Consider the following 24,899-nt stretch of genomic DNA (forward strand, 5'->3'; position numbering starts at 1 on the left):
GCCTTCGTTGACCATTTCGTCCAACACGCAGGTCTACCTGCGACAGAACATCCAGTTCGAACCGTTGATCAACAGCTGGTACGCGTGGTTCCACACGCTGCCGCCGCTGACCGCCGCGCTCAACGTGGCCGAGCGGTTCCTGCCGCTGCTGAAGTCGTACGCCGCATCGCCGCTGATGCACGCGGCCGCGTGCAAGGACCCCGCGATGCGCGGCGGCCCGTTCCTCGATCTGGACGGCAAGCGCGTCGACGAGATCCGCGCGCTGATCGAGCAGACCGAGCGCCGCGCGACCCGCCAGCTGGAGCTGGCGAAGGCCTACAAGGCGTTCTCCGCGCTGCTGCTGGACCAGGCGAAGGGGATGGCCTCGGACCCGCTCTATCGCGCGCTTCCCGACGTGTTGAAGGGTTACGTCGAGATCTATTACGACCTGAATCACAACCCGTCTTTCCGGATCTTCGAAAGCCTGCTGTACGCGAGCCCGTTCTACGCGCGCGATGCGCAGAGCATCGCGCTGTCGGCGATCGAGGAACACACGCCGCGGCCGTTCATCCTCAGCACGCCACGGCTCGGCGACGAGCGCACGCTGTTCCGCGACATGGCGTTCGACGAGCCCGCGCTCGACGCGCTGTTCCGCATGCGCGAGACGCCCGCCAGCTACGCGAAGATCGTCGACCTGATGCGCGTGGAGGAACGCGACGAGCCGCTGTTCCGCTCGTTCTTCGTCGAGGAGGCGCCGGCGCCGAAGCCGGACCGCTCGTTCGACGGCGACGACATCCGGATCCGCTACTACGGCCATGCGTGCCTGCTGATCCAGAGCCGCGGCGTGAGCATCCTGATCGACCCGGCGATCAGCTACGGCTACGACACCGCGCTGCCGCGCTATACGTTCGCGGACCTGCCGGACCAGATCGACTACGTGCTCATCACGCACAGCCATCACGACCACATCGTGCTCGAAACGCTGCTGCAGCTTCGCCACAAGATCAAGACCGTGGTGGTCGGCAGGAACCTCGACGGCTTTCCGCAGGATCCGTCGCTGCAACTGGCGTTGCGCAAGCTCGGCTTCGCCGACGTGCTCGAAGTCCGCGACGCGCAGGAGATCCCGCTGCCCGGCGGCGCCATCACGGCCATTCCGTTCCTCGGCGAACACAACGACCTCGCGATCCAGAGCAAGCAGAGCTTCATGATCCGCTTCGGCTCGCGCTCGGCGCTGTGCATCGCCGATTCGTGCAACCTCGATCCGTGCCTCTACGAGCACGTGTTCCGGCTGGTCGGCAAGCCCGACACGCTGTTCGTCGGGATGGAGACCGAAGGCGCGCCGCCGTCGTGGGTCTACGGCCCGCTGTTTCCGCACGCGCTGCCGCGCGACATCGACCAGTCGCGCCGCGCGCGCGGCTGCCAGTTCGGCGAGGCCGCCGCACTGGTGGACGACTTCGCGTTCAACGCGGCGTACGTCTATGCGATGGGTCAGGAGCCGTGGCTGAACCATCTGCTCGACAACACCTTCGACGAAAACTCGCCCAGCCACGTCCAGTCCACGCAATTCGTCGCGCACTGCAAGGCCAAGGGCATCGCGTCGGAAATCCTGTACGGGACGAGGGAGATCGTGCTTTGTCAGAACTGAATCTCAATGCGCTGTCGACCAGCGGGCAATACCGGGAACACGCGGCGTTCTGGCGCGACGCGCTCGGCCGCAGCGCCGAGGACTTCCGGCTGCAGCAGGCGTGGCAAGCCTATGCGCTGCCGCTCGGCCCCGCGCCGGAACTGACGTACGCGCTCGACGGCGACGCGTCGCTCACGCTCGACAAGCTCGCCGCCGGCAACGAGCTCGGCGCGTTCGTCGTGCTGCTGGCTGCGCTGTTCCGCGTGCTGGCCCGTTACGGCGACACGTCCGCGGCGTTCGTCGAGACCCCGGGCCTCGTCGCCGCGGCCGCACGCGATCTGACCGATCCGCTGCCGCTGTTCGACGCGATCGAGCCCGGCCCGACGGTTCGCGCGTATCTGAACCAGCTGCGCGACACGGTGCAGCGCAGCTATTCGTATCAGGATTTTCCGGTGGCCGCGCTCGCGCACCAGCTGCACGGCGAACGGCGCACGACCAACGTCGGCGTGCGCTTCGACGGGCTTCACGAAGCGTGGGCGGCGGCGGACTACGACCTGTCGATCGAGATCAGACGCCGCGCGAGCTACGAGATCGTGCTGACGGGCCGGCCAACGGTGTTCACGCTGCACTATCTGCGGCACCTCGCACGCCATCTGGGCAACGTCGTGGCCGGCTTCGGCGCGCTGGACGCGCCGCTCGACACCGTGTCGCTGCTCGACGACGCCGAGCGCGCGCGCCTGCGTGCGCATGCGGCGCCCGTCGCAGTCCGGGGCACCTTCCTCGAGCAGTTCGCGCAGCGGGTCGCCGCCGCGCCGGACAGCATCGCCGTCGCGAGCGCCGAGGCGGCGCTGACCTATGCCGAACTCGACGACCAGGCGTCCCGGCTCGCGCAGTTCCTGCGCGCCGAATACGCGATCGAACGCGGCGACGTGGTGGGCGTCGTGGCCGACCGTTCGGTCCGCTGGATCGTCGGTCTGCTCGGCGCGCTGAAGGCCGGCGCGGTCTATCTGCCGCTGGACCCGGAGTTTCCGCCGGAGCGGCTGCGCTTCATGATCGACGACGCGAAGGTCAAAGCGCTGCTGACGCAATCGGAACACCTGTCCCTGCTCGCCGACTTCTGGGCGATTCCGATGTTCGCGCTCGACTTCCAGCTCGACACGCTCGAGCCCGCATCGGCATCGGCACAGGCCGACGTGCGGCCCGACGATGCGGCGTACGTCATCTACACGTCCGGCTCGACGGGCGTACCGAAGGGCGTCGTGCTCGAACACGCCGGGCTGCTGAACATGGCGCGGTACCACGTGGACGCGTTCGGCTTCGACGCTGACGACCGCTTCGTCCAGTTCTACTCGCCCGGGTTCGACGGCTCGATCATGGAGATCTTCGTCACGCTGCTCGCGGGCGCGCGCTTGGTGCTGGCGAAACCGAGCGTGATCCGCGACGTGCCGCGTTTCGTCGAATACGTCGCGCAGCAGGGCGTCACCACCATCAACGCGACGCCGGCCTATCTCGCCGCGCTCGACTGGCGCGCGCTCGACACCGTGAAACGCGTGATCAGCGCGGGCGACGCCGCGCGCGCGGCCGAGCTGCGCGAGCTGGCGCGTACCCGCATCTGCCACAACTCGTACGGCCCCACCGAGGCGACCGTCTGTATCGCCGACTACGTGGTCGATCCCGCGATCGCGTACGGCAGCCGTCTGCCGGTCGGCCGCCCGATCAGCAATACGCACCTGTACCTGCTCGACGAGCACGGCGCGCTCGCGCCTGACGGCTGCACGGGCGAGGTCTGCGTGTCGGGCGTCGCGCTGGCGCGCGGCTATCTCGGCCGCGACGACCTGACGGCCGCCGCGTTCGTCGCGCATCCGTTCGAACCCGGCGAGCGCCTGTATCGCACCGGCGACCTCGGCGTGTGGCTGCCGGACGGCAACCTGGAAATCACCGGCCGCCGCGACACGCAGGTGAAAATCCGCGGCTACCGCATCGAGATCGGCGAGATCGAAGCGGCGCTGCGGCAGCATCCCGACGTCGCGGACGCGATCGTGTTCGTGCGCGAGGACGCCGCGCAGCACAAGCAGCTGATGGCCTGCGTCGCCCCGGCGACGGCGAGCGCCGCGAGCCTGCGCGAGCACTTGAGGGCACATCTGCCCGCCTTCATGGTGCCCGCGTCGATCGTGGCGCTGGAACGCCTGCCCGTGACGCCGAACGGCAAGCCCGATCGCAACGCACTTGCCGCGCTCGACGCGCTCGACGCCGCGCCGGGGCCGGGGCCGGCCGACGCCGCGTACGCCGCGCCGACCAACGACGTCGAAGCGCGGCTGGGCAGGATCTGGTCGGATGTGCTCGGCCGCGCGCCGATCGGCGTGCACGACAATTTCTTCGAGCTGGGCGGCGACTCGATCCTGCTCATCCAGGTGATGTCGCTCGCGCAGCAGGTCGGCCTCAAATTCACCGCCGACCAGTTCTTCGCGCATCCAACCATTGCGGGCCTCGCGCAGGTCGTCGTCGATGCGCCGCCGCTGCGCGCCGCGCAGGAGCCGGTGGTCGGGCCGGCGCCGCTGACGCCGATCCAGCACTGGTTCTTCGCGCAGGACGTGGCCGACCCGCACCACTACAACCAGTCGACGATGATCGAAGTGCCGGCGACGTTGCGGCCCGACGTACTGCAACGCGCGCTGACGGCCGTCGCGACGCATCACGACGCGCTTCGGCTCGGCTTCGAGTGCGTCGCCGGCGCGTGGCGGCAAACGCACGCGGCGGCGCCGCTCGCGATTCCGCTCGGCGTCACGTCGCTGGTCGGCGCGCCGGCCGCCGCCCGCCACGCCGCAATGCTCGACACGGCCACGCACATGCAGCAGGGCTTCGCGCTGTCGTCGCCGCCGCTGCTGCGCGCGCATCTGTTCCAGTTCGAACCGGACGCGCCGCAACGCCTGCTCGTCGTCGCTCACCATCTGGTCATCGACGGCGTGTCGTGGCGCGTGCTGTTCGAGGATCTGTACACGGCGTGCCGACAGCTCGACGCCGGCGAAGCGGTGGCGCTGCCGCCGAAGACGACGTCGTGGCTCGACTGGTCGACCCGCGTCGCCGCGCTCGGCGCACAGGGGCTCGACGGGCTCGACTACTGGCTGCAGCGGAACGTCGACGCGCTGGCGTGCTTCGACGACATGCCGGTCGGCACCGTCGCCGACGCCGGCACGGCCGTCGTCGAGCTCGACCCGCAGCACACGCTCGCGCTGTTGCAGGACGTGCCGCGCGCGTTCAACACGCAGGTGAACGAAGTCCTGCTGACGGCCCTGCTGCTCGCGTTCGGCGACTGGGCCGGCACCGCGTCGCTGGTCGTCGATCTCGAAGGCCACGGCCGCGAGGCGCTGTTCGACGGCGTCGACACGTCGCGCACGATCGGCTGGTTCACCGCGCACTATCCGGTGTACCTCGACGCCGGCGACGCGACCGGGGCCGTCGAGGCGCTGCGCGCCGTCAAGGAGCAGCTGCGCGCCGTGCCGCTGCGCGGGCTGCCCTACGGCATCGCGCGCTACCTCGGCCGCGACCCGCGCGTCGCGGCCGCGCTGGAGCGGCAGCCGCCGGCGCCCGTGCGCTTCAACTATCTCGGTCAGGTCGATCGCGTGCTGGGCGACGACACCGGCTGGAAGCCGGTGCTCGATTTCCAGAGCCCCGAACACAGCCCGCGCGCACGGCGCGGCCATCTGTTCGAAATCGACGGGATGGTGTTCGACGGGCGCCTGCGCCTCACCTGGCACTACAACGGCGCGAGCTGCGCGCCGGACATCGTCGAGCGGCTCACGCAGTGCTACCGCAGCCGCCTGCTGTCGATCGTCGCGGCCGCCCGCGACGGACAGCACGGGCTCAGCCCGTCGGACTTTCCGGCTGCGCGCATCAGCCAGGACGCGCTGGACGCCCTCGTCTCAAGGATCAAATCGTGACATCCCCGACCATCGCCGATATCTACGAGCTCTCCCCGATGCAGGCGGCGATGCTGTTTCATGCCGTGCACGCGCCCGGCTCGCGAAGCAGCTTCAACCAGCTCAGTTGCCGGATCGCCGGCAGCCTCGATCCTGCGTCGTTTCATGCCGCATGGCAGCAGCTCGTCGATCGGCATCCGGTGCTGCGCACGTCGTTCCATTGGGAGGAAGTCGACAAGCCGATGCAGGTCGTGCATGCGCACGCCACGCTGCCGTGGGTGCAGGACGACTGGCGCGAGGTGCCGGAGCGCGAACAGCGCGCGCGCTGGAGCGCGCATCTCGAGGCGGATCTGGCCGAGGGCTTCGCGCTCGATCGCGCGCCGCTCGTGCGCTGCCGCCTGGTGCGCATCGCCGACGATGCCCATCTGTTCAGCTGGAGCCACCATCACATCCTCGCCGACGGCTGGTGCCTGTCGCTCGTCATCGAGGAGATCTTCCACGTCTACGGCGCGCTGCTGCGCGGCGCGCCGCCCGCGCTCGCGCCGGTGCGCCCGTATCGCGACTATATCCAGTTGCTTCAGCAGGGCGACCCGCAGGCCGCGCAGCAATACTGGAAGCGCTATCTGGAAGGGTTCCGCTCGCCTACCCCGCTGCCGAACGCGGCGCGCGCCGGCGCGAGCGAGCGCTTCGGCCAGGGTCTCGCACAGGTGCAGGCCGACCTGTCGGCCGATCTCAGTGCGCGCTTGCGGCAGTTCGCGGCGCGTCATCACATCACGCTGAACACGCTCGCGCAGGCGGCCTGGGCGCTCGTGCTGTCGCGTTACAGCGGCGAGACCGACGTGGTGTTCGGCGCGGTCGTGTCGGGGCGCGGCGTCAATCTGCCGGGCATCGAGACCATGCTCGGCCTGTTCATCAACACGGTGCCAGTGCGCGTGCGCGTCGATCCGCGGCAGCCGCTGGTGCCGTGGCTGAAGATGATCCAGGCCCGTGTGGCCGCCCGCGCGCCGTTCGAGCACACGCCGCTGCCCGACATCCAGCGCTGCAGCGACGTGCCGGCGGCGACGCCGCTGTTCGAGAGCAACGTCACGTTCATGAACTACCCGCTCGACGCGTCGCTCGCGCACGGCGCGCACGGGCTGGCCGTCGACGAGGTGCAGCTCTACAACCGCGCCGACATTCCGCTCGAGTTCGTGGTGACGGCGCGCGACGACTGGAAGATGGAGCTGTCGTTCGACCCGCGGCGCTTCGACGAAGACGCGATGCAGCGCATGCTCGGCCACGTGGCCGCGACGCTCGACGCGTTCGCGGCCGATCCGGGCCGGCTGCTCGGCCGCGTGCCGATACTGCCCGACGCCGAGCGGCATCGGTTGCAGGACGTGTTCAACGACACCGCCGTGCCGTTCGACGCCGCGCGCACCGTGGTGCACCGTCTGGAGCAGGCGGCCGCCGAGCATCCCGAGCGGCCGATGGTCGAGTACCGCGACGGCGTGCTGAGCGCCGCCGAACTGAACGCCCGCGCGAACCGCACCGCGCGCATCCTGCTGGCCGCCGCCGAACTCGGGCCCGACACGCTGGTCGCGATCTGCATGCAGCGGTCGGCGCGACTGATGGAGGCGATCCTCGCCGTCTGGAAATGCGGCGCCGCGTACGTGCCGATCGACCCCGACTATCCGGCGGCCCGCATCCGCACCATCCTCGAAGACTCCGGCGCGGCGCTGGTGATCACCTGCGACGGCCTCCTTCCGCCTGAGCTGGCCGTAATCGCGCCGGTCGTGTCGCTCGACGCGGACGGCGGCGATACCGACGTCGACGACGACAACCTCGGCCGCCCGGTGTCGCCCGACGGCCTCGCCTACGTGATCTACACGTCCGGCTCGACCGGCAAGCCGAAAGGCGCGATGGTCGAGCACGCCGGCATGCTGAACCACATGCTCGCCGAGATCGACGCGCTGTCGATCACGGCGTCGTCGGTGATTGCCCAGACGGCGCCGCATTGCTTCGACATTTCGGTCTGGCAGTTCTTCACGGCGCCGCTCGTCGGCGGCAGGACCGTGATCGTCGACGACGACTGCATCCGCGATCCCGCGCGTTTCGTCGACTATCTGGAAGCCGCCCGCGTCAGCATCCTGGAATTGGTGCCGTCGTATCTGTCGGCCGTGCTCGACCGCGCGTCGGAACGGCCGGCGTCGATGCGGCATCTGCAGGAGCTGCTCGTCACCGGCGAGATGGTGAGCCCCGCGCTGGTGAAACGGTGGTTCGACCTGTTCCCGGACATCGCGCTGTCGAACGCGTACGGCCCGGCCGAAGCGTCGGACGACGTCGCGCAGCACCGCATGACCAGTGCGCCGACCACGCCGTACGTGCCGGTCGGCAAGCCGCTGCGCAACGTGCGCCTGTACGTCGTCGACGCCCAGATGAACCTGTGCCCGATCGGGATCCCCGGCGAAGTGTGCGTATCGGGCGTCGCGGTCGGGCGCGGCTATCTGAACGACGAAGCCGCCACGCGCGAGGTGTTCGTCGAGGACCCGTTCCGTCCGCAGCGCGGCGTGCGCCTGTACCGCACGCGCGACATCGGCAGCTATCTGCCCGACGGCACGCTGGTGCTGCACGGCCGCAGCGACCACCAGCTGAAGATCCGCGGCTACCGGATCGAGCTCGGGGAGATCGACAACGCGCTGGCCGCGATTCCGGAGATCCGCCAGGCGGCCGCGCTCGACTATCGCGACGAGAACGGTCGCGCCGCGCTGTGCGCGTATGTCGCGTTCCGCGACGGCGCGTCGCTCGGCGACGCCGAGATCGCCGCGGCGCTGTCCGCCACGCTGCCGGCCTACATGGTTCCCGGCGTCTACGTGGTGCTCGACGCGCTGCCGCTCAGCGGCAACGGCAAGATCGACCGCAAGGCGCTGCCCGCGCCGGACCGGTCGCGGCGGTCCGCCGTCGCCGACGCGCCGACGCCGCCCCGCACGCGCACCGAGACGCTGCTGTGCGGCATCTGGGCCGAAGCGCTCGGCATCGCCTCGCCCGGCATCCACGACAACTTCTTCGCGCTCGGCGGCGATTCGATCCTCAGCATGCGCATCGTGTCGCTGGCGGCCCGGGCCGGCCTGAAGATCACGACGCGGCTGGTGTTCCAGCATCCGACCGTCGCCGAGCTCGCCGCCGTGGCCACGCTCGGCACAGCGGCCGCCGCGCAGTTCGTCGCGTCGTCCGGCCCGCTGCCGCTGACGCCGATCCAGCAGCGCTTCTTCGCGCAGCGCAAGACCGATGCGGATCAGTACAACCAGGCCGTGCTGCTCGACGTGCCGGCGGACCTCGACCCGCAGCTGCTGCGTCAGGCGCTGCGGCACGCGGTGCGATGGCACGACGCGCTGCGGCTGCGCTTTCGCGCAGGCGAAGCCGGCTGGCTTCAGGAAGTCGTCGACGATCAGGAGGTGCCGGTCGGCGTGTTCGACGTTGTGCGCGACGAGCTCGCGCACAACGTCGCGCAGTCGCATGCGAGCCTGAATCTCGCGCACGGCCCCGTCGTGCGTGCGGATCTGCTGCGCCTCGATGGCGGCCGCTCGCTGCGTCTGCTGCTGATCGCCCATCATCTGGTGGTCGACGGCGTGTCGTGGGGCGCGCTGCTCGAAACCGTGTACGACGCCTATACGCGGCTGCGCAACGGCAAGGCGCTGGAATTCGCCGGCGGCAGCGCGACCTGGACCGCATGGACGCAGGCGATATCGGCGTGGGCCGGCTCCGGCGCCGCCGACGCCGATCTCGCCCATTGGCAGGCCGTCGCGCGCGGCAGGCAGCCGGGGCTGCCGGTCGATCGCGCCGCGCCGGCCGCCGCCAATACCGTGTCGTCCGCCGAGACGATCGTCGTCGAACTCGGCGAGGCCGCCACCGCGGCGTTGCTCGGCGCCGCGCCGCGCGCCTACGACGCGCAGATCAACGACCTGCTGCTGGCGGCGCTCGCGCGCGCGGTCGGCGATTGGAGCGGCTGCGCCGACGTGCTGGTCGATCTCGAAGCGCACGGGCGCGAGGAGCTGATCGACGCGCTCGACATCTCGCGCACGGTGGGCTGGTTCACGTCGATCTTCCCGGTCGTGCTGAGCGCCGATGCCGGTGTGCGCGATCCGGCGCGACTGGTGGCGTCGGTCAAGGCGCGACTGCGTGCGGTGCCGAATGGCGGCATCGGCTACGGCCTGCTGCAGGACCGCCTCGACGGCCCGCTGCCGCAGCCGGCGCTGCTGTTCAACTACCTGGGCCAGACCGACCAGCTGTTCGCCGCCGCACGCGACTGGCAGCCGGCCGCGGAGCCGAGCGGCGACGGCCGCCATCCGGACCAGCTGCGCGAGCACCTGCTCGACGTGAACGCGTACGTCGCGGGCAATCGCCTGCACGTTGCATGGGAATTCAGCCGCGCATGCCACGACGCCGACACGATTCGGCGCGTCGCGCATGCGTACGTCGCGGCGCTCGAGGCGCTGGTCGCCGCACATGCCGCGTCGCCCGCGTTGTCGGCGTCGGCGCCGGCAGCGCTCGCCGCCGACGAGATCGCCGACGTCTACGCGCTGACGCCGACCCAGCAGGGCATGCTGTTCCACGGCCTGTACGAACCCGAGTCGGATGCGTACTTCAGCAGCCTGAATTTCCGGATCGACGGCGCGCTCGACGTCGCACGCTTCCGCCGCGCATGGGAGACGGTGGCGCAGCGACACGACGTCCTGCGAACCTCGTTTCACTGGGAAGAAACCGAAAGTCCCGTGCAGGTCGTGCATCGCCGGATCGACTTGCCGTGGCACGACGAGGATCTGCGCGCGGCATCCGCCGCGGACGCGCAACGGCGCTGGGACGCCTACGTGGCGCAGGACCGGGCGCGCGGCTTCGACTTCACGCAGGCGCCGCTGTTCCGCGTCGCGCTGTTCCGCCTCGCCGATCAGGCATGGCGGTTCCACTGGAGCCATCACCACATCCTGCTCGACGGGTGGAGCTCCGCGCGGCTGCTGAGCGAAGTGGCCGCCGCGTATCAGGCAGCGGCCGACGTCGCGCCGCCACCGGCCTTCGGCGATTACGTGCGCTGGCTCGCAAGTCAGGACACCGCTGCCGCCGAACGCTTCTGGCAGGCGAAACTGGCCGATTTCCCGGCGACCACGCCGCTCGTACTGGGCCAGCCGGAACTCGACGGCACGGCCGCGCCGGGCGCCTATGTCGAAGAGCCGTTGCTGCTGTCGGAGCACGACACGCAGCGGCTGGTCGCGTTCGCGCGAGCCAGCCGGATCACCCTCAACACCCTCGCGCAGGGCGCGTGGGCGCAGTTGCTGAGCCGTTACAGCGGCGAATCGGACGTCGTGTTCGGCACGATCGTGTCCGGTCGCCCGGCGTCGCTGTCGGCGTCGGACGAGATGGTCGGGCTGTTCATCAACACGCTGCCGGTGCGGGTGCAAATCGACGCGCGTCCGACCTCCGCATGGCTCGCCCAGCTGCAGGCGGATCTCGCGCAGCAGGACGAATATGCGCACCATCCGCTCGCCGACATCCAGAAATTCGCCGGCCTGCCGCCCGGCGTGCCGCTGTTCGAAAGCCTGCTGATCTTCCAGAACTATCCGGTCGAGAAGGCGCTGGCCGATGCGCTGCCGGGCCTGCGGATCGGCGCATTCGACGTGTCCGATCCGAACAATTACCCGCTCACGCTGGTCGTGACGCCGGGCAAGCGCCTGTCGCTGCAGGCGCTGTACGACGACGGGCGGTTCGATCGCGACACGATCGTGCGGCTGCTGCGCCATGTCGAAACGCTGCTCGTCGGCCTGGCCGGCGCGCAGGATCGCCCGAACCGCAGCATCCCGCTCCTCCCCGCCGCCGAGCGCGACGCGCTCCTGCACGGCTGGAACGATACCGGCGCGCCCGTTCCGGCCGACCGCACGCTGCCCGAACTGATCGAGGCCGTCGCAGCCGCCCACCCGGAGCGGATTGCGGTGCGCTGCGGCACGGAGGTGCGCACCTACGGCGAGCTGGTCGAACGCGCGGACCGGATCGCCGCCTGTCTGATGCAGGCCGCGCCGCTGCGCGCGGACGACCGGATCGCCGTGTGGATGCCGCGCTCGCCGCTGATGCTCGAGACGATCCTCGCCATCTGGAAATGCGGCGCGGCATACGTGCCGGTCGATCCGGCCTATCCGGCCCAGCGCGTCGAGACGATCCTGACGCTGGCGCGCCCTTCGATCATCGTCGGCGCCGACCGTCGGCCGCCGGCCGCGCTCGCGTCGGTGCCGCTCGTCGACCCCGCGCATGCCGCGCACCGCGACGGCGACGCGCCGCCGCGCACGCCGCGCGCCGGCCCGGCGGACCTCGCCTACGTGATCTTCACGTCGGGGTCGACCGGGCAGCCGAAGGGCGCGATGGTCGAGCATCGCGGCATGCTCAATCACGTGCTCGCGATGGCGCGCAGAGTCGGGCTCGGCGCGCACAGCGCGGTGGCGCAGACCGCGTCGCACTGCTCCGACATTTCGGTGTGGCAGTGCTTCGCGGCGCTGGCGTCGGGCGGCACGACGGTGATCTATCCCGACGACGTCATTCTCGAGCCCGCGCGCCTGATCGACTGCCTCCGTCGCGACCGCATCACGGCGATGCAGTTCGTCCCGTCGTATCTCGCGACCTTCGTCGAGGAACTGGAACAGCACGCCGAGCCGGCCTTCCCTAACCTCGACACGCTGCTGACGATCGGCGAGACCTTGCAGCCGGCCACCGCGCAGGCGTGGTTCCGGCTGAATCCTGCCGTGCGGCTCATCAACGCGTATGGCCCGACCGAAGCGTCGGACTCCGTCGCGCACTACGCCATGACGCACGCGCCGACGCTGCCGGCCATCCCGATCGGCCGGCCGATCGAGAACCTGCGCCTCTACGTCGTGGACGCCGACATGAATCCGTGCCCGGTCGGCGTCAAGGGCGAAATCTGCATCGGCGGCGTGGGCGTCGGGCGCGGCTATCTGTTCGACGAAGCGCGCACGCAGGCGGTGTTCCGCGACGATCCGTTCAGCCCGGAACCCGGCGCACGCCTGTATCGCACCGGCGACATCGGCTGCTTCGGGGCCGACGGCAATCTCCACTTCTTCGGCCGCCGCGACTTCCAGGTCAAGATCCGCGGCTACCGGATCGAGCTCGGCGAAATCGAAGCCGCGCTGACCGGCCTCGCCGGCATCTCGAACGCGGTCGTCGTCGCGCGCGACACGCAGGACGCGGGCAAGACGCTGTGCGCGTACGCCGCGTATGCGGCCGGCGCGGCGGGTGCATCGGGTGCATCGGACGCCGGCTGGACGCCCCAGCGCGTGCGCGACGCGCTGCGCGAGCAATTGCCCGCGCACATGGTGCCCGACGCGGTGGTGCTGCTGCCGGCCCTGCCGGTGATGCCGAACGGCAAGATCAACCGCGCGGCGCTGCCGCTGCCGGAAGCCGCTGCGGCGCCGGCCGGCGCGCCCGCCGACGCGCAGACGCCGGTGGAAGCGGCGCTGCTGCGGATCTTCGCCGACGTGCTCGGCCACCGGCCGACCGGCGTCGACGACGACTTCTTCGAGCATGGCGGCCAAAGCCTGAAGGCGATCCAGATGGTCAGCCGGATCCGCCGCGAACTGAAACTGAACGTCGCGGTGGCCGACATCTTCCATGCGCCGTCGCCGCGCGCCCTCGCGCGCAAGCTCGCCTCGTCGCCCGCGGGCGACGCCGCCGACGACGCACTCATCCCGGCACTCGCCGCACGAGCGTCCTATCCGGTATCCCGCGCGCAGAAGCGCATCTGGCTCGCGAGCCGCAGCGCGGACCCGTCGACCTACAACATGGCAGGCGCGCTGCAGCTGGACGGCGCCGTCGACACGGCGCGCCTCGTCGCCGCGTTCGACCGGCTGGTCGATCGCCACGAGAGCCTGCGCACGGTGTTCGCGATGAGCGAAGGCGAGCTGCGCCAACGCATCCTGAGCCGCGACGCGTCCGGGTTCCGCGTCGAGCATGCGGCGCTCGCGGCCGACGCCGGGCCGGACGCGATCGATGCGCTGATTCGCGCGGAAAGCGAGCAGCCGTTCGATCTCGCCACGGGGCCGCTGCTGCGCGTCAAGCTGATGAGGCTGTCGCCGACCCAGCATCTGCTCCTGCTGAACATGCACCACGTGATCTCCGATGCGTGGTCGATCCGCGTGCTGACCGACGATCTGCAGGCGCTCTACGACGGGCGCGCGCTGCCGCCGCTGTCGATCCAGTACCGCGACTACGCCACGTGGCACAACGCGAGCGTCGCCGGCCCGCGCGCGGCCGCGCATCGCGCGTACTGGCTCCAGCAACTGGCGCCGCCGCTGCCGCGCCTGCAACTGGCGGCGGACTTTCCGCGGCCCGAACGGCTCGGCCATGCCGGGCAGACGCTCGAAGTCGCGCTGTCGCAGCCCCAGGCGGACGGCCTCGCGGCGCTCGCCCGCGCGCACCGCACGTCGCTCTACACGGTGCTGCTCGCGTCGTTCTGCGTGTTGATGCACCGCTACACGGGGCGCGAGGACATCGTCATCGGCAGCGTGTCCGCGGGACGCGACCGCGAGCAGCTCGAGCCGCAGATCGGCCCGTACCTGAACACCGTCGTGCTGCGCGTTCCGGTACGCAACACCGCGACCGTCGCCGACGTGATCGACGCCGTCGCGCAGGCGTCGACGCAGGCGCTCGAGCACGCGTCCTATCCGTTCGACGCGCTGCTCGACGATCTGAAAATCCGCACGCCGGCCAACCATTCGCCGGTCTTCGACATTCAGGCGAACCACGTGTCGATGCCGGCGCCGCAGTCCGGCCTGCGCATCACCGACGTTTCGCCGCCCGACACGACCGCGAAGTTCGATCTGTCGTTCCAGGTCGTCGAAAGCGCGGGCACGCACCTGATCCAGTTCATCTACAACACGCACCTGTTCCGCGCCGCGACCATCGCCGCGATGCGCGACCGGCTGCTCGCGATCCACGACGCGTTCCGTCGCGATCCGGCCATGCCGATCGATCGCATCGCGCTCTCCTCTGATGCGCCCGCGGGCGGCGAGCGCGTGCGGGTCGGCCTGCGCCTGAAGCGCACGGCCGCGCCCGCGGTCACGGCCGACGCCGCGATCGAGGAGAAGACCTGATGCGCGCCGTCCGTGGCGACCGCGGCGCGCGTCATGCGCGCGGCCGCGGGTCGTTCCAGCTAAACAAAACGTCTCAAGGAGTGTCCTGTGCAAGACAATAACGTGCTGGTCACCGACCATCGCTATGCGCATACCGCGCGTTTCTGGCGCGAAAGCCTGTCGCAGGTTGCCGGCGTCTATCGGATCGCACCGCACGGACCGGGCCGCCAGCCCGCGCGCCGGCTGTCGCGCACGGTGCCGCTCACGCGCGCGTCGGTCGACGTGCTGCGGCGCATCGGCGACGGCGAGCTCGGCGAGTTCGCCGTCGCGGCGGCGGGCATCGCGTTTCTGCTGTGGAAGTACTTCAGAATCCCCGTGACGGTGCTCGGCACGCCGGGCCTCGCCGCGCAGCCGTCGGCGCGCGCCGCCGCCATTCCGCTGATCATCGAGGTCCGTCCCGACGAGCGCGTCGACGACTATCTGGCGCGCGTGGCCGCGATCGTCGAAGACAGCTACGCCGCGCCCCATTTCCCGCTCGACACGCTGGTGCGCAACGAAAAGGACATGGACGTCGCGCAGCTCACGCGCGTCGCGCTCGCGGACGATCGCGTCCACCAAGCGCCCACCCTGCGCGACGACGACCTGCAGCTTCAGCTGCGGCTCGCGCGCGGCGAAATCGAGCTGCACCATAGCGACGCGATCGAGCCGTTCGTCATCGACGGTTTCGCGAACAGCCTCGGCGCCGTGCTGGAGGCATTCGAACGCCTCGACGCGCCGGTCGGCGACATCGTCGCGAGCACGCCGGCGGAGCGCCGGCTGCTGGCATCCTTCAACGAAACCGCGACGGCCGGGCCGCGCCACCCGACGGTCGTCGAGATGTTCGAGGCGCAGGTCGCCCGCACGCCCGCGGCGCCGGCCCTCGTCACGGACACGTCGCTGATGAGCTACGCGGATCTGAACGCGCGCGCCAACAGCCTCGCGCATCGCTTGCGCGAGGATCACGGCGTCGGGCCGGAAGCGCTGGTCGGCGTCATGTTCGACCGCTCCGAATGGATGATCGTCGCGATCCTCGGCATCCTGAAGGCCGGTGCGGCGTTCGTGCCGCTGGACCCGGCGTATCCGGCCGAACGGATCGATCACATCCTCGCCGACACGGGCCTCGCGCTGCTGCTGACCCACTCGGACCAGCTCGCGCAGTGGTATGAGTTCTCCGGCGCGACGCTGCTGCTGGATCAGGAGCTGCCCGGCTGGACGCCGCTGCCGGACAATCCGCCGTGCCGCGCGGAGCCGGCGCGGCTCGCCTACGTGATCTACACGTCCGGCTCGACCGGCAAACCGAAAGGCTGCCTGCTCGAACACCGCAATCTGGCCCACTACATCGGCTGGGCCGCCGACTACTACTTCCCGGAAAGCACGACCGGCAGCTTCGGGCTGTACAGCTCGCTGTGCTTCGACTTCACGCTGACCAACATCTTCTGCCCGCTGGTGCGCGGCAAGACGCTGCGCATCTATCCGCAGTCGGAGAGCATCGACACCATCCTGGCCCGCATGTTCCAGCCCGGCAGCGGCGTCGACACGCTCAAGCTCACGCCGACCCACATTCACCTGCTGGAATACATGAACCTCGGGCGCTCGGGCGTGCGCAAGGTGATCGTCGGCGGCGAGGAGCTCGCGCCGCAGCACATCGCGACGCTGCGCAAGATCGACCCCGCGATCGAGATCTACAACGAGTACGGTCCGACCGAAGCGACGGTCGGCTGCATCGTCGAGCGCGTCGACGACGTGCCGTCCACGGTGCTGATCGGCCGGCCGATCGCGAACACGCGCGTGTACATCGTCGACGACGCGCTGCGCCCGGTTCCGCTCGGCGTGCCGGGCGAAATCTGCATCGCCGGCGCCGGCCTCGCGCGCGGCTATCACCAGCGTCCCGACGTCACCGCCGCGAAGTTCGTCGAGCAGCCGTATCCCGACGAACCGCGCGTCTACCGGACCGGCGACATCGGCCGATGGCTGCCCGACGGACGGATCCAGTGCTACGGACGCGTCGACGACCAGGTCAAGATCCGCGGCCACCGCATCGAGCTGGGCGAGGTCGAGGCCGCGATCGCCGCGCACGAGGAAGTCGTCGGCGCGGCGGTCATCGTGCGCGAGTCCGCGCACGGCGCCCGCAAGCTGGCCGCCTATGTCAAGGGTTCCGCGAACCTGAGCATGGCCGACCTACGGGCCTTCCTGGCCGCGAAGCTGCCCGACTATATGGTGCCGTCCGACCTCGTCCCGATCGCCGAATTTCCGCTCAACGCGAACGGCAAGCTGGATCGCCCGGCCTTGCTCGCGCTGACGCCCGCCGCCGCACCCGACGATGCCGCCGTCGACGCCGACGCCACGCCGATTCAGCTCGAGCTGTTGCGGATCTGGCGCGATGTGCTCGACAACCCGGCCGTCGATCTCGCCGGCCGCTTCTTCGACTACGGCGGCGATTCGCTGCAGGCCATGCAGCTGGTGTCGCGCATATGGAGCAGCTTCGCGGTGGAGATCGGCATCGACGCGATCTTCGAGCTCCAGACCATCGGCGCCGTGTCCGACCTGATCGAGGCGTCGTCGCCGCGCGCCGGTTCGACGGCCGGCAGCATCGTGCCGCGCCCGCGCGCCGGCGACCTGCCGCTGTCCTTTCCGCAGCAGCGCCTGTGGTTCCTCGCGCAACTCGAAGGACCGTCGTCGACCTACAACGTCTCGAGCGCGCTGCGCTTCGAGGGCGAGCTGGACGTCGAGCGGCTGCGCGCCGCCGTGTCGGAGATCTGCCGGCGTCACGAGATCCTGCGCACGACCTTTCCGGCCGTCGACGGTCTCGGGGTCCAGCGCATCGCGCCGCCCGCGGCGGTCGCGCTCGACGTCGTCGACGTCGCGAGCGAAGCCGATGCGCTCGAACGGCTCGCGCAGCAGGCCGACCGGCCGTTCGATCTCGCCGCCGGGCCGCTCCATCGCGTCGCGCTGTATCGCGTGCATGCGCGGCTGCACGTCTTCGGCATCGTGATGCATCACATCGTCTCCGACGCGTGGTCGTCGGGCATTCTGCTCGGCGAACTGGCCGCGCTCTACGCCGGGCGCTCGCTGCCGGAACTGGCCGTCCAGTACGCCGATTACGCGGTGTGGCAGCACGAGCGCCTCGCATCCGCCGACACGCATCGAGAGCTTGCGCTGCTGAGCGCCGCGCTCGCCGATGCGCCGGACGTGATCGCATTGCCGACCGACCGCCCGCGGCCGGCGATCCAGCAGTTTCGCGGCGCGGTGCTGCCGTTCCAGCTCGACCGCGATCGCGCCGGCGGCCTGCGCGCGCTCGCGCGCGCGTCCGGCACCAGCACCTACATGGTCGTGCTCGCCGCGTATGCGCTGCTGCTGTCGCGCTACAGCAACCAGCAGGACCTCGTGATCGGCTCGCCGATCGCCAATCGGCGCTCCAGCATGACCGAGCCGCTGATCGGCTTCTTCGCGAACATGCTCGCGCTGCGCGTGGACCTGTCGGGCAACCCGAGCTTCGGCGAACTGCTCGCGCGCGTAAAGCGCGTCGCGCTCGACGCCTACAGCCGTCAGGAGATTCCGTTCGAGCAGGTGGTGGACGCGCTCGCGCTCGAACGCGACCTGAGCCGCACGCCGGTGTTCCAGGTCGTGTTCGCGTACGAGAAGGCGCAGCCCGACGCGCTGAACTTTCCCGGCCTCGTGACCACGCCGGTGCAGGTGGAGAGCCACACGTCGAAGTTCGATCTCACGCTGCACGTCGAGGATGCCGACGACGGCCTCGCGGGCGCGATCGAATACAACCTGGACCTGTTCGACGCCAGCACGATCGAGCGGATGGCCGGGCACTTCCGCACGCTGCTCGATGCAGTGATCGCCGCGCCGGACCGGCCGCTCGGCGAGTTGCCGCTGACGAGCGACGCCGAGCGCGCTTTGGTGACCGTCGAATGGAACCGCACCGACGTCGACTTCGGTGACGCGGCCGGGCAACCGCTGCATCGGCTGTTCGAGCAACAGGTCGAGCGCACGCCCGATGCCGTCGCTGCCGTCTATGACGGCGCGGCCCTCACCTACGCCGAACTCAACCAGCGCGCCAACCGTCTCGCGCACCGGCTCATCGCGCTCGGCGTCGCGCCCGATACGCTCGTCGGCGTCGCGATGGAGCGTTCGCTCGACATGATCGTCGCGTTGCTTGCGGTCCTGAAGGCCGGTGGCGCATACGTGCCGGTCGACCCCGACTATCCGGCCGAACGCGTGCGCTTCATGATCGACCACGCGCAGTTGCGCTGGCTGCTCACGCAGCAGCATCTGCTCGCCGCGCTGCCCGATACCGGCGCACGCACGATCGTCGTCGATCGCGATACGTCCGAGTTCGACGCCGCGCTCACGTCCAACCCGGCGCTGGACCTGAGCAACGACAACCTCGCCTACATGATCTACACGTCGGGTTCGACCGGCCGGCCGAAGGGTGCGCTCAACACCCATCGCGCGATCGTCAATCGCATTCTGTGGATGCAGCACGCGTATGCGCTCGACGCCGACGATGCCGTGCTGCAGAAAACCCCGTTCAGCTTCGACGTGTCGGTGTGGGAGTTCTTCTGGCCGCTCGTCACCGGCGCGCGCCTCGTGTTCGCGCGCCCCGGCGGGCAGCGCGAGACCGACTATCTGGTCGAACTGATCGAGCGCGAGCGGATCACCACGCTGCATTTCGTGCCGTCGATGTTGCGTGCGTTCCTCGATCATCCGCAACTCGACGCGCACTGCGCGTCGCTGCGCCGCGTCGTGTGCAGCGGCGAGGCGTTACCCTACGACCTGCAGCAGCGTTGCTTCGAGCGCCTGGATGTCAAGCTGTACAACCTGTACGGCCCCACCGAGGCCGCGGTCGACGTGACCGCGTGGGAATGCCGGCGCGACGACCCGCAGCGCATCGTGCCGATCGGCCGGCCGATTGCGAACACGCGCATCTACATCGTCGACGCACAGCTGCAGCCCACGCCGATCGGCGTGCCCGGCGAGTTGCTGATCGGCGGTACGCCGGTGGGCCGTGGCTATTACAACGAGCCGAACCTGAGCGCGGAGAAGTTCATCACCGATCCGTTCTCCGACGACCCGCACGCACGCCTCTACCGCACCGGCGACCTCGCGCGCTACCGCCCCGACGGCAACATCGAGTTCCTCGGCCGCATCGATCATCAGATCAAGCTGCGCGGCCTGCGCATCGAGCCCGGCGAAATCGAGGCCGTGCTGCGCACCTATCCGGCGGTCGACGACTGCGTCGTGATCGCGAAGACCGAAGACGCGCGAACCTTCCTGATCGCATACGTCGCGACCGCTTCCCGGGACATCGCCGGCCTGCGCGACCATCTGCGCGGCAAGCTCGCGGATTACATGGTGCCGTCGCAATTCGTCGCGCTGGCGTCGTTGCCGCTGCTGCCGAACGGCAAGATCAACCGCAAGGCGCTGCCGGCTCCGGCGGCAGCCGACGATGCGGCGCGGCCATACGCGCCGGCCGTCACGCCGCGGGAAATGCTGCTCGCGTCGATCTGGCAGCAGGTGCTGCAACTGCCTTCCGTCGGTATTCACGACAATTTCTTCGAGCTCGGCGGCGATTCGATTCTCAGCATCCAGGTGATCGCGCGCGCGAACCGGGCCGGGCTGCGCGTGACGGCGCAGCAGCTGTTCCAGTACCAGACGATCGCGCAACTGGCCGCCGCGCCCGACGCGCACGCCGCGCCCGCGCCGGTAGCCAGCCCGCTCGGCGATGCGCCGCTGACGCCTGTACAACACTGGTTCTTCGAACAAGACCTCGACATGCCGTCGCACTACAACCAGACGGTCCTGATCGAGGTGCCGGCCGACCTCGACGCCGCGCGGCTCGCGGACGCGTTCCGGCAGGTCTGCGAACATCACGACGCGTTGCGCACGCGCTTCTCGCGGGGCGCGGACGGCTGGACTCAGGAAGTGCTCGGCAGCGGCGCGATGCCCGCCGTCTTCGCGGTGCAGACCGTCGCAGGCGACGCCGCCGAGCGCCTCACGGCGATGCGCGCGGCGGCCGCCGACGCGCAGCGCGGCATCGACATCGTGCACGGCCCGCTGCTCGCGGCGCGGCTGTTCCGCGCGGCCGGCGAGCCGCTCGCCCGCCTGTTCGTGGCGATCCATCACCTCGCGGTGGACGGCGTGTCGTGGCGCGTGCTCGTCGAGGATCTGCATGCCGCGTACCACGGCCGGCCGTTGCCCGAGAAGACGACGTCGTTCCGCGAATGGGCGCTGCATCTGCAGCAACTGGCCGGCTCGCAAGCCGTTGCCGACGAAGCCCCGACGTGGCAGGCGCTGCTCGCGCAGCCCGTCGAGCCGATGCCGGTCGACTATCCGGCCGCGGGCACCAACAACGCGGTCGGCGATGCGGCGTCCGTGTCGTTCGAGCTGGACGAAGCCGCCACCACGGCGTTGCTGCGCCGGCTGCCGCGCGCGTACGACACGCGCATCAACGACGTGCTGCTGGTCGCGCTCGCGCAAGCGTGCAGCATGGCGACCGGCAACGTCCGCACCCGGATCGACCTCGAGAGCCACGGCCGCCACGTGGCCGATGCGGCGCTGGACCTCAGCCGCACGGTGGGCTGGTTCACGTCGATCCATCCGGTCGTGCTCGAAGTCGACGCGATGCAGGCGCCGGGCGACGCGCTGCGTGCCGCGCGGCAGCAACTGCGGCGCATCCCGGCCGACGGCCTCGGCTATGCGCTGCTGCGCTACCTGAGCCCCGACGACGCCGTGCGCGCGAGCCTCGCCGCGCTGCCGAAGGCCGACATCCTGTTCAACTATCACGGCCAGCTCGATACGGTATTGCAACAGTCCGACGACTGGCGGCCGGCACGCGAGGATCTCGGTGCGCTGCGCGCCGAGCGCTCGCAGCGCACGCACGCGTTCGAGATCGTCGCCGCCGTTGCCGACGGCAAGCTGCAGGTCGACTGGCATTACGGCGAGCGGCTGCACCGTCGGCAGACGGTCGAGAACCTGGCCGCGCACTTCAAGGACCGGCTGCTCGACTTCGCGGCATCGGTGCGCGACACCGCGTGGGACGGCGTCGACGACAGCTATCCGCTGTCGTCGCTGCAGCAGGGCATCCTGTTCCATTCGCTGTACGACCTCGACCCGGCCGCCTATTTCCAGCAGTTCAGCTTCGTCGTCAGCGGGCCGCTGCAGGTGCCGGCGCTGCGGCAGGCGTGGGCCAACGCGATGGCGCGCCATCCGGTGCTGCGCACCGCGTTCGCCTGGGCCGACCGCGAACGCCCGGTCCAGACCGTGCTGCATACGGTCGACCTGCCGTGGAGCTTCGTCGACTGGCGACACCGCGACGCGACGCGCCGCGCGCAGGACTTCGACGCGTTCCTCGCCGACGACCGGCAGCGCGGCTTCGATCTGCGCCGTGCGCCATTGTTCCGCTGCACGCTGATCCAGGAAACCGACACGCGCCATCGCTTCTGCTGGAGCGCGCACCACATCATCCTCGACGGCTGGAGCACCGCGATCCTGATGAAGGAGGTGTTCGACGACTACCTGTCGCTCGCCCGCAGCGGCGCGCCGGTCGCCGTCGCGCCGGTGCCCGGCTACCGCGCGTACCTCGACTGGCTCGCGCGCCATCCGCGCGCGGCCGACGAGCGCTGGTGGCGCGCCGAACTCGCAGGCTTCCGGGCCGCGACGCCGATCGCGGGCAGCGCCGCGCAGCCGGCGGCCGGCGACGCCGCGCGGCGCGACACGCTGCGCAAACAGCAGTTCGTGCTCGACGACGCGCTGACGGCGCGGCTGCAAGCGCTGCTGCGGGCCCATCGCGTCACGCTGAACGTGCTGATCCGCGCAGCCTGGGCGCTGGTGCTGTGGCGCCGCGCGGCGACCGACGACGTCGTGTTCGGCGTCACCGTGTCGGGCCGCCCGCCGGCGCTCGAGGGCGTCGAGTCGATCGTCGGGCTGTTCATCAACACGCTGCCGCTGCGCGTGCGCATCGCGCCGGAGCGCCCGTTCGTCGACTGGCTGGCGGCGCTGCACGCCGCACAGGCCGCGATGGAGCCGCATTCGTACAGCTCGCTGGTCGATATCCAGTCGTGGAGCGAGCTGCCCGCCGGCGACAGCCTGTTCGACAGCCTGCTGGTGTTCGAGAACTTCCCCGTCGCCGCGGCCCCCGATCTCGGGCCGGACGAAATCGAGATTCTCGACGTCCGCGCGTTCGCCGAATCGAACTACCCGCTGACGCTGACCGTGCATCCGAACGAGCGCATCGGCTTCGAGCTCTCGCACGATGCACGCCGCGTCGCGCCCGAGGTCGTGCGGCAGATGCTCGACACGCTGCGCGCGTTGCTGGAGCGATTCGCCGACGACCCGCAGCAACTGACCGGCCAGCTCGTCGATGCGGCGAGCGCCGCCGGCCGGCCGGGCACGCCGCACGGCGCGCCGGGGCACGCTGCGCCGGCCGTCGAGCCTGCCGCCGACGCGGCCGCGACGGCGCGGGCCGTCGTTGCGCCGTCGGCCGACGAGCGCACGTTGCTGGAGATCTGGCAGCGGATCTTCAAGCGCGACGACATCGCGGTCACGGACAACTATTTCGATCTCGGCGGCCATTCGATCATCGCGATCCAGCTGATGGCGAACGTCGAGAAGGCGTTCGCGCGCCGGCTGCCGATTTCCTGTCTGTTCGAGAATCCGACGATCGAGAAACTGGCGGCGGCGCTCGCGACCCAGGCGACGTCGGCGCGCACGGACGTGCTCGTGCCGATCCGCGACGGCGGCCCCGCGGCGCCGCTGTTCCTGCTGCCGGGCGCGGGCGGCAACGTGGTCTACTTCCATCCGCTCGCGCACCATCTGAGCGCGGCCCACGCCGTGTACGGGCTCGAAGCGCTCGGCCTCGACGGCTCGTGTGAGCCGCTCACTCACGTGGAAGACATCGCGGCCCGCCATGTCGAACGCATCTGGCCGCTGGTGGGCGCCGGGCCGTACTACCTCGCCGGCCATTCGTTCGGCGCGCACGTGGCGCTCGAGATGAGCCGGCAGCTCGTCGCCAAGGGCGCGGTCGTGAAACTGCTGGCGATCTTCGACGCGTCCGCGCCGGTCGACAGCACGGCCGCCGCCTACTGGCACGACTGGGACGACACCGACTGGCTCGTCGCGATCGCGCACGAAATCGGCACCTTCCTCGGCGCCGATCTTCAGGTGACGCGCGACGACCTCGTCGCGCTCGATCCCGACGGCCAGGCGGGCCTGATTCTCGCGCGGATCGGCGCTCGCGGCAGCTGGTTCGCGGACGCCGACTCCGACCGGCTGCGCGCCTATCTGCGCGTCTATCAGGCCAACTTCAAGTCGCGCTACGCGCCGCAGGCCGAGCCGCTGCCGGTGCCGATCGCGCTGTTGCGCAGCGTCGAGCACGACCCCGGCGACCACGCCCCGTCGCCGGAGATCGCGCAGCTCCGTCTGGACCCGACCTGGGGATGGTCGCGCTTCTCGACGCTGCCGGTAGCCGTGATGGACGTCCCCGGCGACCACCTGACCATGCTGCTCGATCCGCATGCCGGCGCCGTCGCTGCCCATCTCAACCCGTTCCTGGAAAAAACGCCCTCATGAAATCGACCGCGACGATCGACAACACCTTTGCCCGCAAGGTCTGCATCAACCTCGACCGGCGCCCCGACCGCTGGGAAGCGATGCAGCGCAAATTCGCGGAACAGGACATCCGCACCGTCGAACGGCTGTCCGCCGTCGATGCCAGACAGATCAGCGTGCCGGCCTCGCTGAGCCACATGCGGCCACAGGATTACGGCTGCACGATGAGCCATCTCGCCGCCGTGACACAGGCGAAGGCGGCCGGCGCGAGCGAAGTCCTGATCTTCGAGGACGACGCGTTCTTCGCCCCCGAGTTCGCGGAGCGCTTCCCCGAGTTCATCGCGCAGGTGCCGCAGGACTGGCACATGCTGTTCCTGGGCGCCTACCACTTCACGCCGCCGATTCCCGTCGCGCCGAACGTCGTGAAGGCCGTGGAGACGCTGACCGCGCACGCCTACGTCGTCAGGGACTCGCTGTACGACGCGTTCATTGCGATCAACGAACGGCCGCCCGCGATCAACGACCGCAACAACCTCGTGCTGCAGAAGACCTTCAACTGCTACTGCTTCGAGCCGAACCTGGTCGGACAGGAGTCCGGCTACTCCGACATCATGGAAGAGGTCATGCCGGAGAAGCCGCTGGCCTATTCGCTGCCGATTCCCGACGGCTGGTGAGCGCCGC

5 protein-coding genes are annotated in these 24,899 nt (G+C 70.1%); all 5 read left to right on the forward strand.

What is annotated here, in order from left to right:
- Positions 1-7 precede the first annotated feature (7 nt).
- The 5 genes from EX20_RS13775 to EX20_RS13795 all read left to right on the forward strand — a co-directional run bounded on the left by EX20_RS13775 (position 8) and on the right by EX20_RS13795 (position 24,892).
- On the forward strand, positions 8-1,624 hold the full coding sequence (locus tag EX20_RS13775; RefSeq protein ID WP_034193896.1) for an MBL fold metallo-hydrolase: 1,617 nt from the start codon (positions 8-10) through the stop codon (positions 1,622-1,624).
- Entirely contained in the window at positions 1,612-5,541 is a 3,930-nt protein-coding gene (locus tag EX20_RS13780; RefSeq protein ID WP_034193897.1) for a non-ribosomal peptide synthetase, read from the forward strand. The genes EX20_RS13775 and EX20_RS13780 overlap by 13 nt, the downstream gene beginning before the upstream one ends.
- Positions 5,538-14,642 carry a non-ribosomal peptide synthetase gene (locus tag EX20_RS13785; RefSeq protein ID WP_072465498.1) on the forward strand — a complete coding sequence of 3,035 codons (9,105 nt, stop codon included), beginning with the start codon at positions 5,538-5,540 and terminating at the stop codon, positions 14,640-14,642. Before EX20_RS13780 ends, EX20_RS13785 begins: the two co-directional genes overlap by 4 nt.
- A gap of 87 nt (positions 14,643-14,729) precedes the next feature.
- Positions 14,730-24,239, forward strand: a complete 9,510-nt coding sequence (locus EX20_RS13790; protein WP_034193899.1) for a non-ribosomal peptide synthetase — start codon at positions 14,730-14,732, stop codon at positions 24,237-24,239.
- Positions 24,236-24,892: a glycosyltransferase family 25 protein gene (locus tag EX20_RS13795; protein WP_014725951.1), complete on the forward strand. Its 657-nt coding sequence runs from the start codon at positions 24,236-24,238 to the stop codon at positions 24,890-24,892. Before EX20_RS13790 ends, EX20_RS13795 begins: the two co-directional genes overlap by 4 nt.
- Positions 24,893-24,899: the final 7 nt, after the last annotated feature.

The sequence above is a fragment of the Burkholderia sp. WP42 genome (genome assembly GCF_000745665.1).
GTDB classification, from domain to species: Bacteria; Pseudomonadota; Gammaproteobacteria; order Burkholderiales; family Burkholderiaceae; genus Burkholderia; species Burkholderia vietnamiensis.